Raw genomic sequence first — 14,987 nt, 5'->3', positions numbered from 1 at the left:
TTAGCCAGAGTTCCAGACTCGCGCCAACAATCTTGCGGCCTGTCAGACAAGAGAAAAGACGGTCCGTGGCACAGTCTAGCTCGCCAATCTCCGGAGTTGCCGAACGCTATGCGGGTTCGCTCTACGAACTCGCGGCCCAGGCGAAGGCGGTTTCCCAGGTCGAAGCCGACCTCGGCCGGTTCGAGGCATTGCTGGCCGGCAGTGCCGATCTGACCCGGATGATCCGCAGCCCGGTGTTTTCATCGGATGAACAGTTCAAGGCGATCGCGGCCATCGCCGCCAAGGCGAAGATCACCGGCCTGGTCGGCAATTTCCTGCGGGTCGTGGCGAAGAACCGCCGCCTTTTCGCGGTGCCGGCAATGATCAAGGCATTCCGCCAGATCGCCGCCGCCGAACGCGGCGAGGTTTCGGCCGAAGTGACTTCGGCCCATGCGCTGACGCCGGCGCAGGAGAAGGAACTCAAGGCCGCGCTCAAGGGCGTCGCCGGCAAGGAAATCTCGATCGCAGTCACCGTCGATCCCTCGCTGCTCGGCGGCATCATCGTCAAGATCGGCTCGCGCCAGATCGACACCTCGCTCAAAACCAAACTCAATTCGCTCAAGCTCGCACTGAAAGAGGTCGGCTGATGGACATCCGCGCCGCGGAAATTTCCGCAATTCTGAAAGACCAGATCAAGAACTTCGGCAAGGAGGCGGAAGTCTCCGAAGTCGGCCAGGTTCTGTCCGTCGGCGACGGCATTGCTCGCGTCTACGGCCTCGACAACGTCCAGGCCGGCGAGATGGTCGAGTTCCCGGGCGGCATCCGCGGCATGGCGCTGAACCTCGAAAGCGACAATGTCGGCGTCGTCATCTTCGGCAACGACCGCGACATCAAGGAAGGCGATACCGTCAAGCGCACCGGCTCGATCGTCGACGTGCCCGTCGGCCCCGGCCTGCTCGGCCGCGTTGTCGACGCGCTCGGCAACCCGATCGACGGCAAGGGTCCGATCGTCGCCACCGAACGCCGCCGCGTCGACGTGAAAGCGCCCGGCATCATCCCACGCAAGTCGGTCAACGAGCCGATGTCGACCGGCCTCAAGGCTATCGACGCGCTGATCCCCGTCGGCCGCGGCCAGCGCGAGCTGGTCATCGGCGATCGCCAGACCGGCAAGACCGCGATCATCCTCGATACGATCCTGAACCAGAAGGCCATCCACCAGACCGGCCCGGAGAAGGAAAAGCTCTACTGCGTCTATGTCGCCGTCGGCCAGAAGCGCTCGACCGTCGCGCAGTTCGTGAAGGTTCTGGAAGAGCGCGGCGCGCTCGAATATTCGATCATTGTCGCCGCCACCGCTTCCGATCCGGCGCCGATGCAGTTCCTGGCGCCCTTCGCCGGCTGCGCCATGGGCGAATATTTCCGCGACAACGGTATGCATGCGCTGATCAGCTACGACGATTTGTCGAAGCAGGCCGTGGCCTATCGCCAGATGTCGCTGCTGCTGCGCCGCCCGCCGGGCCGCGAAGCCTATCCGGGCGACGTTTTCTACCTGCATTCGCGCCTCTTGGAGCGCGCCGCCAAGCTGAACGACGACAATGGCGGCGGTTCGCTGACGGCGTTGCCTGTCATCGAGACGCAGGCCAACGACGTGTCGGCCTATATTCCGACCAACGTGATCTCGATCACCGACGGCCAGATCTTCCTCGAGACCAACCTGTTCTTCCAGGGCATCCGCCCGGCGGTGAACGTCGGCCTGTCGGTGTCGCGCGTCGGTTCGTCGGCGCAGATCAAGGCGATGAAGCAGGTCGCCGGCTCGATCAAGGGCGAACTCGCGCAGTACCGTGAAATGGCGGCCTTCGCGCAGTTCGGCTCCGACCTCGACGCCGCCACGCAGCGCCTGCTCAACCGCGGCGCGCGTCTGACGGAACTCCTGAAGCAGCCGCAGTTCTCGCCGCTGAAGACGGAAGAGCAGGTCGCGGTGATCTTCGCCGGCGTCAACGGCTATCTCGACAAGCTCGCCTTGAACCAGGTCGGCAAGTTCGAGCAGGGCCTGCTGGCGCATATGCGCTCGGACGGCAAGGAAGTGCTCGACGGCATCCGCAAGGAGAAGGCGCTGTCGGACGAGCTGCGCACGCAGCTCAAGAGCCATATCGACGCCTACGCGAAAAACTTCGCCTGATTGCACGGATAGGGCATGGCTTCCTTAAAAGACCTTCGCAACCGTATCGCCTCGGTCAAGGCGACGCAGAAGATCACCAAGGCGATGCAGATGGTCGCCGCGGCGAAGCTGCGCCGCGCGCAGGAAGCCGCGGAAGCCGCGCGTCCCTATTCGCAGCGCATGGGCGCGGTGCTGGCCAACATCGCGCAGGCCGTCAGCAGCGCCGGCGGCAGCGATGCGCCGCAGTTGATGAGCGGCACCGGCAGCGACGACACGCATCTGCTGGTCGTCTGCACGGCGGAGCGCGGCCTCTGCGGCGGCTTCAACTCCCAGATCGCGCGCTTTGCCCGCGAGCATGTCCGCAAGCTTCTGGCAGACGGCAAAACGGTGAAGATCATCACCGTCGGCAAAAAAGGCTACGACATCCTGCGCCGCGAATATGGCGCGCTGATCATCGAGCGCGTCGACCTGCGCGAGGTCAAGACGCTCGGCTTCGTCAACGCGGACGCCATCGCCAAGAAGGTGATAGCGCTGTTCAACGAAGGCGCCTTCGACATCTGCACGCTGTTCTATTCCGAATTCAAGTCGGTGATCAGCCAGGTTCCGACGGCACAGCAGATCATCCCAGCCGGGGCGATCGTCGCCGCCACGGAGCCGGAGACGGCAGGGGGCAATGCGGTCTACGAATACGAGCCGGAACCGGGCGAAATCCTTTCCGACCTCATCCCGCGCAACATCTCGGTGCAGATTTTTCGCGCCCTGCTCGAAAATGCGGCCGGCGAGATGGGCGCCAAGATGAGTGCCATGGACAACGCGACGCGCAACGCCGGCGACATGATCAACAAGCTGACGATCACCTACAACCGCCAGCGGCAGGCGCAGATCACCAAGGAACTGATCGAAATCATTTCGGGCGCGGAAGCGCTCTAGCCACATGATCGCGGAGGCCCGCAAATCGTTGCGGACGCGATCATGTGAAACAGGGAACGGACACAGAGGTTATCACCATGGCTAAAGCAGCTACTCCGAAAGCGGCTCCGGCGGCGAAGGCCCCCGCGGCAAAGAAGGCGGCGCCGGTCAAGACAGCGGCCGTGAAGGTTCCTGCCGCGGCCGCCAAGGCAGCCCCGGCAAAGGCTGCCGCTGCAAAGCCGGCGGCGGCAAAATCCGGCGCAACTGCGATGATGGCCAAAGGCCCGGCCGGCCGCGTGTCGCAGGTTATCGGCGCCGTCGTCGACGTGCAGTTCGACGGCGATCTGCCGCCGATCCTGAATGCGCTGGAGACGATGAACGGCGGCAACCGGCTCGTTCTCGAAGTGGCGCAGCACCTCGGCGAAAACACCATCCGCTGCATCGCCATGGATACGTCCGAAGGCCTCGTGCGCGGCCAGGCCGTCTATGACACGGGCTCGCCGATCACCGTTCCGGTCGGCGACGAGACGCTCGGCCGCATCATGAACGTCATCGGCGAGCCGGTCGACGAAGCCGGCCCGGTCGTGACAAAGCAGCGCCGCGCGATCCACCAGGATGCGCCGGCCTATGTCGACCAGTCGACGGAAGCACAGATCCTCGTCACCGGCATCAAGGTCGTCGACCTGCTCGCGCCTTATGCCCGCGGCGGCAAGATCGGCCTGTTCGGCGGCGCCGGCGTCGGCAAGACGGTTCTCATCCAGGAACTCATCAACAACGTCGCGAAGGCGCATGGCGGCTATTCGGTGTTCGCAGGCGTCGGCGAGCGCACCCGCGAGGGCAACGACCTCTATCACGAGATGATCGAGTCGGGCGTCAACAAGGACCCGCACGAGAACAACGGCTCGACCGAAGGCTCGAAATGCGCCCTGGTGTTCGGCCAGATGAACGAGCCGCCCGGCGCGCGCGCCCGCGTCGCGCTGTCCGGCCTGACCATCGCCGAGCATTTCCGCGACCAGGGCCAGGACGTGCTGTTCTTCGTCGACAACATCTTCCGCTTCACCCAGGCGGGTTCGGAAGTGTCGGCGCTGCTCGGCCGCATTCCCTCGGCGGTGGGCTACCAGCCGACGCTGTCGACCGACATGGGCCAGATGCAGGAACGCATCACCACCACCCACAAGGGCTCGATCACTTCGGTGCAGGCGATCTACGTGCCGGCCGACGATCTGACCGACCCGGCGCCGGCGACCTCGTTCGCCCACCTCGACGCGACGACCGTGCTCAACCGCGCGATCTCGGAAAAGGGCATCTACCCGGCCGTCGACCCGCTCGACTCGACCTCGCGCATGCTCGACCCGCTGATCGTCGGCGAGGAGCACTATCAGGTCGCCCGCCGCGTCCAGGAAATCCTGCAGCGCTACAAGTCGCTGCAGGACATCATCGCCATCCTGGGCATGGACGAGCTGTCGGAAGAGGACAAGGTGACGGTCGCCCGCGCCCGCAAGATCGAGCGCTTCCTGTCGCAGCCCTTCTTCGTGGCCGAAGTGTTCACCGGCTCGCCGGGCCAGCTCGTGCCGCTCGAAGACACGATCAAGAGCTTCAAGGGCCTGGTCGACGGCGAATACGACCATCTGCCGGAAGCGGCGTTCTACATGGTCGGCGGCATCGACATGGCGGTCGAGAAGGCACGGCGGCTGGCTGCGGAAGCGGCGTAAGACAAGCGAATAGCGAATAGGGAGTAGCGAATAGGGATCAGAGCAGCGGCGAATTTCTATTCGCTATTCGCTACTCCCTATTCGCTAAAATGACATGGCTGAAGCTTTCAAATTCGAACTGGTCTCCCCCGAACGGCTGCTCGTTTCGGAACAGGTCGAGCATGTCGTCATTCCGGGTGCGGAAGGCGAGATGACGGTTCTGGCCAACCACTCCCCGGTGATGACCACGGTCAAGCCCGGCGTCGTGACCGTGAAATCGGCAGGCGGCGGGGAGGAGCGCTACGTGGTGTTCGGCGGCTTCGCCGACATACTGCCGGAAGGCTGCACGCTGCTCGCCGAATCGGCGGTGCGGGTCGCGGAAATCGATCGCGACGATCTCGCCCGCCGCATCCAGGAGGCGCGCGAGGATGCCGCCGACGCCAAGAGCGACGAAGAGCGCACCAGGGCCGAGGCATTCCTCGCTCAGCTGACGACGCTGCAGGACGCGGTGTAGCCCAACCTGGCCTTGAAAAGCATTGTTGCGGAAAAGAGCGAGGCCAGGCCTCGCTTTTTTGTTGGGCGGATGAAAGAACTTGGCTCTGAATCACGGGGTCTGGACGAATGCCGAGTAAGACAACATCGCGGTCATGGTGGTCGACCGCGCTTGTCTCGTTTTTTGCCGGTCCATTCGGTGGATTTCTATGGATAGGCCGCGGTGCGCTGGCGCTGTTCAGCCTGGCCGCGATCTCGTTGGCAGGCCTGTATCTGTGCTATTCCGGCCTGCCGATACTCCCGGGCCTGGATTTGGACATTCAATCCGCAGTGGCCCTATCCGACATTGGCGCCGGCATTTTATCCGTGTTCCTTGTTGTTCCACTGGCGGGACGGTCCAAGCCAACCCGATGGTATTCCCATGGGTTGTCCGTGCTGGTTTTAGCCGGCCTTGTGACGTGGCTGGTGGCGTTTGGCATCCGATCGGCCCTGGTCCAGCCATTTTCGATCCCAGCCGGAAGTATGAATCCTACGCTTATGGAAGGCGATCATCTCTTCGTCTCCAAGGTGGCGTACGGCTATAGCCGCTACAGCGTCCCTTTCGGGTTGTTGCCGATCGAAGGACGTCTCTTCGGCAAAGAACCAGAGAGAGGCGACATCGCTGTTTTCAAGCTCCCTCAGGATCCGGGCATCGACTACATCAAGAGGATCGTTGGCCTTCCGGGCGAAAAAATTCAGATGATGGGCGGCGTACTCCACATCGATGATGTGGCGGTCCCGCTAGATGAGATCGGGCGCTACACAGCGGAGGAAATCGAAGTCAATTCCGCAAAATTGCAGCGGGAAACTCTGCCGAATGGCATCTCATATGAAATCATAAACTTCGCCGACGGTTCTATCGGAGACGATACCCGGCCTTTTACCGTGCCGGCCCGGCATTACTTCATGCTGGGCGATAATCGCGACAACTCAATGGACAGCCGATTCAATGTAGGGACGGTTCCATACGAGAACCTGGTCGGCCGGGCTGTGCGCCTGTTCTGGAATTCCAGAGGAATTGACTATTCGGCTCGGCAATCGCTCTCCGGCGCGTCAACTCGCGATTAATACGCCTGAATTTTCCAATACCGGCTTCGGCGCGATCCAGACCTCGACCTCGTGGTCGCGGCCGCGGACGTGGATGGGGCCGTGCTCGACCATGCCGGCGAGCGCGTCTTCCGCCCCGGCCTGCTTCACCGCCTCGATAAGGTCGGCGCCGACGCAGACTTCGGCGTCGAGTTCACGGCACATGGCCTGCAGCCGGCTTGCCACGTTGCAGGTGTCGCCGACCACGGCCACCGATAGGTTGCGCTCGCTGCCGATGGCGCCGAGCACGACCGGTCCGTACTGGCAGCCGATGCGGACGTCGATCGGCGCCCTGCCTTTGGCGCGGCTGCTGCTGTTCCACTCCTCGACCGCCGCGGCCATGGCCTGGGCGCAGCGCAGCGCGCGCACCGCGTCATCTTCCGCCGGACGGGGCACGCCGAATGTCGCCATGATGCAGTCGCCGATATAATTGTCTACGGTGCCGCCGTGGTCGAACACCACCTGTTCCATGCGGCGGTGGAAAGTGCGCAGCAGCTCGAACACCTCCTCGGCAGGGTGATCCTCCGAATAGGCGGTGAAGCCGACAATGTCGGCAAACAGCACCGCGACGTCCTGGCGGCGGACGGGGCCGAACGGCTCGTCGTTCGAGGCCAGCTCGTCGACGACATTGGGCGAGAAATGGCGGGCAAGGTTGGAGCGGGCGCGTTCGGCCGTCGTGTAATCGTCCGCCATCTTGCGCGAACGTGAAACCACGGTTGCCAGGATCCCGGTGATGATCAGGATGACCACCACATGGGTGAGCTGGTCGACCACATCGACGAAATTGGGATTGAAATAAAGCCGCAGCTGCTCGCCGAGCAGCATGTTCTCCGGCGCGGTCTGGGCGATGATGGTGCTAGGCTGCATCACCACCCAGACGATAGCCGCAGTCCAGCAGATCGCCGCGGCGATGCCGAGCCAGGCTGCAAGCCGCGGGGAAAGCGTCAGGGCGCCGAGACAGACGAAGATCAGCAGGTACTGGAAACCGGCTTCGCGCATGTTCATGGCCGGCGGCATCGCGAATTCGGCGAACGGGTTGGGGCCGACGAGCAGGAGCGTCAGCAGAACCATGTCGAGCGTGCCGAAGACGACGCCTGTCCACACCGGGCTGAAGCCTTTCTGCACGAGCCGGTAATAAACGAGTCCGATCAGGAAGAAGACGAATATCGTGGAGAAGGTGAAGGCCGACGCCGGGTCCCATTTGCCGAACACGGCGAAGAACAGCTCCACCGCCAGCAATGCCGCGGTGCGCGCCCAGAATTGCAGCCGGGCGCCTTCGCGCTCGGCCTTGGCCAGGAGCGAGCCCAGCCGCAGGCGGCGGCGCTGTTCGAGATTCAGAGGCGTGGCGGTGGCCGCGAAAACCTCGGGAAGCGGTTGGACTTGCATGCAGGATTCCGGCGTTGAGCGCGATGCCGGCTGAATCGTTCAGCGAATCTCGCGCAAAATATAATCATACAGCAATTGCGCCGAGGCGGAGAGCGCCCGGTTGCGGGCGCGGATCATGCTGTAGGGCTGAACGTTGATTTCGAACGGGACAGGCAGGATCTCGATGGCGCCGCCGAGGCCTTCACTACTGCGGATGAACTTCGCCACTTCAAGCGCGATCGGCGCGATGGCGTCGGACTGTGCGATCATGACGAGGGTCAGGAGCACCGAACTGGTGTTGAGCACGCGGTCCGGCAGGGGAACGTTGTGGCTCATGAAAATGCTCTCGATGGTGCGGCGCAGCAGCGATCCGCTTGGCTGAAACACCCATTCGTAGCCGTTCATCTGCTCGAGGCGGAGATCGGCGGCAGCCACCAGCGGGTGGCCACGGCGCACCATCAGGCAGGCCTTCTCGATGCCGATGACCCGGCTTTCGAACAGCCGCGGGTTCAATTCGTCGGGTATGCGGGAGATGATGAAGTCGTGGCGCGAGGCGAGAAGCTCGCGCGCCAGCATGCTGCTGGTCTCAATCTGCACGTTGATCTCGATGCGCGGATAGAGCGTGCGGATCTTGCGGATCGCAGGAACCGCCAGTTCGATCGCGGGCGCGGTGACCGCGCCGAGGAAGACGGAGCCGCCCTTGCCTGACTTCAGGTCCGAGATTTCGCGGTCGACCTCGCGCATTTCGAGCAGCACCGCGCGCGCCCGCCGCGCCAGCGCGTTGCCGTAGGGCGTGAGCCTGATGCCGCGCGGCAGCCTTTCGCACAGCGGAACGGCGAGAATGTCCTCCATCTCCGCGATCATGCGCGAGGCCGCCGGCTGCGAGACGTTGAGCACATTGGCGGCGGCGCTGATCTGGCCATGTTCGTCGAGGGCCAGGATCATGCGCATGTGCTGCAGCTTGAGGCCGCTGCGCAGCAGCCTGTCGCCCTCCTCCGACAGGGCGCCGGCGTCCCATTCGGGCATTATCGATCCGGTCGCGTCGTTCGCCATTCCGCCTCTCCTGTGTCCGGTATATCAAAATCAGCATATCATTGCGCAGACAATGCATTTGACAGTTATACCGATCAGAATCCAATTTGCGCCGGTCGCGGGCACACCGGTGGCGACGTCCTGTCGCGCACACGGTGAGGGAGCACTGCCCGCAGACCGCAATGGGAGGACTACCGAATTAGATTATGCGCCTGATCGCCTTTGCGCGACCGGGAGACTTGCGCACCGCCGGATCGCCGGCGGCAAACATCCATTACAAGGGAGAATACAGTGAAGATCATCAAGACGTTGGTTGGCGCGCTGGCGCTTGGCCTAGCAGCCATGACGTTCACCGCACAGGCCCAGGACAAGGGCACGGTCGGCATCGCGATGCCGACGAAATCCTCGCTGCGCTGGATCAGCGATGGCGATGCGCTCGTTGCGGCGCTGAAGGAGAAGGGCTACGGCACCGACCTGCAGTACGCCGAGGACGACATTCCGAACCAGCTCGCGCAGATCGAGAATATGGTCACCAAGGACGTCAAGGCGCTGATCGTCGCCTCGATCGACGGCACCACGCTCTCGGCCGTCCTGCAGCAGGCCGCCGACAAGGGCGTCAAGGTCATCGCCTATGACCGACTGATCCGCGACAGCGGCAATGTCGACTATTACACCACGTTCGACAACTTCAAGGTCGGCGTGCTCCAGGCCGAATCCATGCTCAAGGGCCTCGGCTATCCCGAGAAGCAGGGTCCGTTCAACGTCGAACTGTTCGGCGGTTCGCCGGACGACAACAACGCCTTCTTCTTCTATGACGGCGCGATGTCCGTACTCCAGCCGCTGATCGACAAGGGCGTTCTCGTCGTGAAGTCGGGCCAGATGGGCATGGAAAAAGTCGGCACGCTGCGCTGGGACGGCGCCGTCGCGCAGGCCCGCATGGACAACATCCTGTCGGCCAACTACTCGGACGGCAGCCGCGTCGACGGCGTTCTCGCGCCCTATGACGGTCTCTCGCGCGGCATCATCTCGTCGCTGCGCGGCGTAGGCTACGGCACGGCAGACCAGCCCTGGCCGGTCGTCACCGGACAGGACGCCGAAGTTCCGTCCGTGAAGGGCATCATCGCCGGCGAGCAGTATTCGACCGTGTTCAAGGACACGCGCGAACTGGCCAAGGTCACGGCGAACCTCGTTGACGCCGTCCTGTCCGGCGGCACGCCGGAGATCAACGACACCAAGACCTACAACAACGGCGTGAAGGTGGTTCCGTCCTACCTCCTCGTTCCCGTGTCGGTCGACAAGTCGAACTACGAAGAGATCGTGGTCGGCTCCGGCTACATCAAGGCCGAAGAGCTGAAGTAAGCTCTCCAGTACCGAGGCCCCGCACGTTCGCGGGGCTTCGGGCACTGACGTCCTTTTATATAGCGCGGCCCCGGTCGCCCAATTGTTGCGGCAGCCGCAGCCGTCCGAAAGCCAAGAGTTCAGCAATGGAAAAAACCATTCTGGAGATGCGCGGCATCACCAAGACGTTTCCCGGTGTCAAGGCGCTGCAGGACGTCAATCTCAATGTCCGCGCCGGCGAAATCCACGCCATCGTCGGCGAGAACGGCGCCGGAAAATCGACGCTGATGAAAGTGCTGTCCGGCGTTTATCCGCATGGCAGCTATACAGGCGAAATCCACTACGAAGGCCAGGAATGCCACTTCAAGGGCATCCATGACAGCGAACGGCAGGGCATCGTCATCATCCACCAGGAACTGGCGCTGGTTCCGCTGCTGTCGATCGCAGAAAACATCTATCTAGGCAACGAGCGGGCCACATACGGCGTCATCGACTGGAACGCGGTCCGCCGCGGCGCGGCGGGGCTGCTGGCCAAGGTCGGGCTGAAGGAAGATCCCGATACGCTGATCACCAATATCGGGGTCGGCAAGCAGCAGCTCGTCGAGATCGCCAAGGCGCTGTCGAAGGAAGTGAAGCTGCTCATCCTCGACGAGCCGACGGCATCCCTGAGCGAGAAGGACAGCGACGCGCTGCTCAACCTGCTTGTCGAGTTCAAGAAGCAGGGCATCGCCTCCATCCTGATTTCCCACAAGCTCAACGAGGTCGGCAAGGTCGCCGACCGCATCACCATCCTGCGCGACGGCCGCACCATCGAGACGCTCGACCGGCACGACATCAGCGAAGACCGCATCATCACTTCGATGGTGGGGCGCACGCTGGAAGACCGCTTTCCGACGCGCACGCCGAAGATCGGCGAGACCATCTTCGAGGTCAAGAACTGGGTCGTCCACCACCCGCTCCACGCCGACCGGCAGGTCATCAAGGGCGTCGACATCAGCGTCCGCAAGGGCGAGGTCGTCGGCATTGCGGGGCTGATGGGCGCCGGGCGGACCGAGTTCGCGATGAGCGTCTTCGGCAAGAGCTACGGGCAGCGGGTCAGCGGCGAAATCGTCCTGCACGGCAAGAAGATCGACGCTTCGACCGTCGGCAAGGCGGTGGCCCATGGCCTGGCTTACGCGACGGAGGACCGCAAGACCTTCGGCCTCAACCTGATCGACCACATCAAGCACAACATCACGATCGCCAATCTCAAGGGCGTGGCGAACAATGGCGTCATCGACGACATGCGCGAGCTGAACATCGCCAACGATTATCGCAAGCGCACCAACATCCGCTCTTCGAGCGTCTATCAGACCACCGGCAATCTCTCCGGCGGCAACCAGCAAAAGGTGGTGCTGTCGAAGTGGCTGTTTTCGGACCCCGAAGTGCTGATCCTCGACGAGCCGACGCGCGGCATCGATGTCGGCGCCAAATACGAGGTCTATACGATCATCAACAAGCTCGCGGATGAAGGCAAAGGCATTCTTGTCATCTCCTCCGAAATGCCCGAACTGCTCGGCATCTGCGACCGCATCTATGTCATGAACGAGGGGCGCATCGTCGGCGAAATGGCCGGCAGCGAAGCGTCCCAGGAGAAGATCATGCGCGCCATCGTGCGCGGGGAAGGAAAAGCATCATGAGCACCGAAACGCTCACCAATGCCGAACGAAACGCCAAGGCCTCGGCGCAGATGGCGCTCAAGGACAATCTGCGCGACTACGGCCTGGTGCTGGCGCTCATCGCGATCATGGTGTTCTTCCAGTGGCAGACCAATGGCGTGCTGTTCAAGCCGGTGAACCTGACCAATCTGGTGCTGCAGAACAGCTACATCATCATCATGGCGCTCGGCATGCTGCTGGTCATCGTCGCCGGGCATATCGACCTTTCCGTCGGCTCGGTCTCGGGCTTCGTCGGCGCGGTCGCGGCGATCTTGATGGTGCAATACAAGCTCGATCCGATCCTGACGACGTTGATCTGCCTTTTCGTCGGCGGCCTGATCGGCGCCAGCCAGGGCTACTGGATCGCCTACATGAAGATCCCGTCCTTCATCGTCACGCTGGCGGGCATGCTGGTCTTCAAGGGTCTGTCGCTGGCGCTGCTGGGCGGCATGTCGGTCGGGCCGTTCCCGCCGGAATTCCAGCTTCTCTCCGCCGGCTTCATTCCCGACGTGATCGGCCCGTTGACGCTCGTCCAGCCAACGCTCGACGCCGCCGGAAAACCTGTTGCCGGAAGCGCCGTGGTGCTGCACTCGACCACGCTTCTGATCGGCGTCGTCATTGTCGCGCTCATGCTCTGGTCCAGCCTGCGCAGCCGGGCGAACCGCGAGAGCCACGGCTACGAAGCCGAACCGTTCGCGCTGTTCGTCATCAAGAATGCGGTGATCTCGGCGATCGTGCTCTTCCTGATCTACATGATGGCCTCCTATCGCGGCCTGCCGAACGTGCTGATCGTCATGGGCGTGCTGATCGCGCTGTTCGTCTTCATCACCAAGCGCATGACGTTCGGGCGGCGCGTCTACGCCATGGGCGGCAACGTCAAGGCGGCGGCGCTCTCGGGCATCAAGACCGAACGCCTGACCTTCTACATCTTCATCATCATGGGCGTTCTGTCGGCGCTTGCCGGCCTGATCTTTGCGGCACGCCTCAACACGGCGACGCCGAAAGCCGGTCTCGGCTTCGAACTCGACGTGATCGCGGCGGTGTTCATCGGCGGCGCTTCGGCCATGGGCGGCGTCGGCCAGGTCGCGGGCGCGGTCATCGGCGCCTTCATCATGGGTGTCATGAACAACGGCATGTCGATCATGGGCGTCAACATCGACTGGCAGCAGGTCATCAAGGGCCTGGTGCTGCTCGGCGCGGTGGTGTTCGACGTCTACAACAAGAACAAGGCCTGAAGGCCGGAACGAACGGAATACGATCATTGACGGCGCATGTCGGCGGCATGTTCCGTAGTTCCGGTCGGAACGATCGTGATCGACACCAGGACGGGCCTTTCATTCGCCGGGCGGAGGATCGCCGTCCGGCGGGCGGGAATGCTTGCCGAATTTTCGGGCCGGACCGATGGCCGAGGCGGATTCAAGGAGGTTGAGATGCTGATATCCGAAGTGATGGACGAGGCCGGGATCATCAAGGTCGCCGTCCGCAATGGCGGGCCGGCGCGGATCGTGCGGAGCGCCAAGAGCGTTTATTCTCTGGCTCTCGAAGCGGCGCGCAGCGGCTCTAGCCTCGCGGCGCTTATCGAAACGCGAGGGTTGGGCGAGACGATCGATCTCGAAGCGGCGTACCGCAAGGGCCTGCTGCGCTCGCCGATCAGCCACGCCGATCCCGCACACTTGCACATAACCGGCACCGGCCTCACCCATCTAGGCTCGGCCGCGGCGCGAGACGCCATGCATCAGAAGCTGAACGGCGAAGAGACGCTGACAGATTCGATGAAGATGTTCCGCATGGGCATCGAGAGCGGCAAGCCCGCCAAGGGTCAGATCGGCGTGCAGCCCGAATGGTTCTACAAGGGCAACGGCACGATGGCGGTGGCGCCCGGCGCGCCGCTGGTCTCGCCGCATTTCGCGAGCGACGCGGGCGAGGAGCCGGAAATCGCCGGTATCTACGTCATCGGCGACGACGGCACGCCGTTTCGCGTCGGCTTCGCGCTGTCGAACGAATTTTCAGACCATGTCACCGAGCGGGTGAACTATCTCTATCTCGCCCATTCCAAGCTCCGCAACGCATCGTTCGGACCCGAGATCCTGATCGGCGAACTGCCGGCCGACACGCGCGGCTCGTCGCGCATCATCCGCAACGGAAGCACCCTCTGGGAAAAGCCGTTCCTGTCGGGCGAGAGCAACATGTCGCACTCGATCGCCAATCTGGAGCATCACCATTTCAAGTATCCGGTGTTCCGGCAGCCGGGCGACATCCATGTGCACATGTTCGGAACGGCGACGCTGTCCTTCGCGGACGGGGTCAGGACCGAGCCGGGCGACGTCTTCGAAATCGAAGCGCCGGCATTCGGCCTGCCGCTGCGCAACCCGCTCGTGGTGGATCGGCCGGTTTCGATCCAGGTACGGGCGCTGTGAGGGTTCCGATATGAGCACGCAATCCAGCTTCGCCCGCTATCCGGGCCTCTCCGGTGCGGCCGTCGTGATCTCGGGCGGCGCAAGCGGCATAGGCGAGGCGATCGTACGCGCCTATGCCGGAGAAGGCGCCAAGATCGGCTTCGTCGATCTGGCGGAGGCGGAAGGCGAGGCGCTGGCCGCCGAACTCAACGCCGCCGGCGGATCGGTGACCTTCCGGCGCTGCGACATCACGGACGCCGACGGCTACAGGGCGGCGCTGCGCGAGATCGAGGGTGTGCAGGGCCCGACGCAGGTGCTGGTCAACAACGCCGCCAACGACACCAGGCACAAATGGGACGAGGTCACGCCCGCCTATTTCGACAGCCGCATCGCCGTCAATCTGAAGCACATGTTCTTCGCCATACAGGCGGTCGCGCCAGGCATGATCGCGGCGGGCGGCGGTTCGATCATCAATTTCGGCTCGGTCGGCTGGATGATGGCAAGCGGCGGGTATCCGATCTACGCCGCCTCCAAGGCGGCGGTCCACGGCATGACGCGGTCGTTCGCCCGCGACTTGGGCAGACACGGCATACGCGTCAACACGCTGGTTCCGGGCTGGGTGATGACCAGCCGCCAGCTAGAACTCTGGGTCGATGACGCCGCCAACGAACTGATCGACAAGAGCCAATGCCTGGCGGGCCGGGTGATGCCGGAGGATATAGCGCGAATGGCCCTGTTCCTGGGATCCAGCGATTCCAGGATGTGTTCGGCCCAGAATTTCATCGTCGACGGCGGCTGGGTCTGAGCG

General features: G+C 63.3%; 13 protein-coding genes. 11 read left to right on the top strand and 2 right to left on the bottom strand.

The genetic code is table 11. From position 1 onward, the window contains the following. The first annotated feature begins 65 nt into the window (after positions 1-65). From ACG873_RS22970 to lepB, 6 genes are all read left to right on the top strand, one after another. Positions 66-626: a F0F1 ATP synthase subunit delta gene (locus ACG873_RS22970; RefSeq protein WP_394887909.1), complete on the top strand. Its 561-nt coding sequence runs from the start codon at positions 66-68 to the stop codon at positions 624-626. Continuing rightward, positions 626-2,155, top strand: a complete 1,530-nt coding sequence (gene atpA / locus ACG873_RS22965; RefSeq protein ID WP_394887908.1) for a F0F1 ATP synthase subunit alpha — start codon at positions 626-628, stop codon at positions 2,153-2,155. Before ACG873_RS22970 ends, atpA begins: the two co-directional genes overlap by 1 nt. Positions 2,156-2,170: 15 nt before the next feature. Beyond that, a complete protein-coding gene (locus ACG873_RS22960) occupies positions 2,171-3,064 on the top strand; it encodes a F0F1 ATP synthase subunit gamma (RefSeq protein ID WP_394887906.1) in 894 nt (297 codons plus the stop codon). A gap of 77 nt (positions 3,065-3,141) precedes the next feature. Continuing rightward, on the top strand, positions 3,142-4,755 hold the full coding sequence (atpD, locus tag ACG873_RS22955) for a F0F1 ATP synthase subunit beta (RefSeq protein WP_394887904.1): 1,614 nt from the start codon (positions 3,142-3,144) through the stop codon (positions 4,753-4,755). Between the two features lie 94 nt (positions 4,756-4,849). Then, on the top strand, positions 4,850-5,248 hold the full coding sequence (locus ACG873_RS22950) for a F0F1 ATP synthase subunit epsilon (RefSeq protein ID WP_394887902.1): 399 nt from the start codon (positions 4,850-4,852) through the stop codon (positions 5,246-5,248). A gap of 107 nt (positions 5,249-5,355) precedes the next feature. Then, a complete protein-coding gene (lepB, locus tag ACG873_RS22945) occupies positions 5,356-6,333 on the top strand; it encodes a signal peptidase I (RefSeq protein ID WP_394887899.1) in 978 nt (325 codons plus the stop codon). On the opposite strand, the gene ACG873_RS22940 is transcribed toward lepB, so the two are convergent. Continuing rightward, positions 6,319-7,737, bottom strand: coding sequence for an adenylate/guanylate cyclase domain-containing protein (locus tag ACG873_RS22940; protein ID WP_394887897.1), 1,419 nt, complete (start codon positions 7,735-7,737; stop codon positions 6,319-6,321). The two genes, lepB and ACG873_RS22940, sit on opposite strands and share 15 nt — an antisense overlap. Before the next feature lie 39 nt (positions 7,738-7,776). Then, complete coding sequence (locus ACG873_RS22935) at positions 7,777-8,769, bottom strand: LysR family transcriptional regulator (protein ID WP_394887895.1); 993 nt, start codon at positions 8,767-8,769, stop codon at positions 7,777-7,779. A gap of 270 nt (positions 8,770-9,039) precedes the next feature. On the opposite strand from ACG873_RS22935, the gene chvE reads away from it, so the two are divergent. The 5 genes from chvE to ACG873_RS22910 all read left to right on the top strand — a co-directional run bounded on the left by chvE (position 9,040) and on the right by ACG873_RS22910 (position 14,984). Next, entirely contained in the window at positions 9,040-10,107 is a 1,068-nt protein-coding gene (gene chvE / locus ACG873_RS22930) for a multiple monosaccharide ABC transporter substrate-binding protein (protein ID WP_394887893.1), read from the top strand. A gap of 125 nt (positions 10,108-10,232) precedes the next feature. Next, on the top strand, positions 10,233-11,765 hold the full coding sequence (gene mmsA / locus ACG873_RS22925) for a multiple monosaccharide ABC transporter ATP-binding protein (RefSeq protein ID WP_394887891.1): 1,533 nt from the start codon (positions 10,233-10,235) through the stop codon (positions 11,763-11,765). After that, positions 11,762-13,018: a multiple monosaccharide ABC transporter permease gene (mmsB, locus tag ACG873_RS22920; protein WP_394887888.1), complete on the top strand. Its 1,257-nt coding sequence runs from the start codon at positions 11,762-11,764 to the stop codon at positions 13,016-13,018. Before mmsA ends, mmsB begins: the two co-directional genes overlap by 4 nt. 195 nt (positions 13,019-13,213) lie before the next feature. Further along, on the top strand, positions 13,214-14,200 hold the full coding sequence (gene araD1, locus ACG873_RS22915) for an AraD1 family protein (RefSeq protein ID WP_394887886.1): 987 nt from the start codon (positions 13,214-13,216) through the stop codon (positions 14,198-14,200). A 10-nt stretch (positions 14,201-14,210) separates the two neighbouring features. Next, complete coding sequence (locus ACG873_RS22910) at positions 14,211-14,984, top strand: SDR family NAD(P)-dependent oxidoreductase (protein ID WP_394887883.1); 774 nt, start codon at positions 14,211-14,213, stop codon at positions 14,982-14,984. The last annotated feature ends 3 nt before the right edge of the window (positions 14,985-14,987 follow it).

This window comes from Allomesorhizobium aridi, assembly GCF_043769475.1.
Taxonomy (GTDB): domain Bacteria; phylum Pseudomonadota; class Alphaproteobacteria; order Rhizobiales; family Rhizobiaceae; genus Allomesorhizobium.
This window is presented reverse-complemented; position numbering and strand designations above follow the sequence as displayed.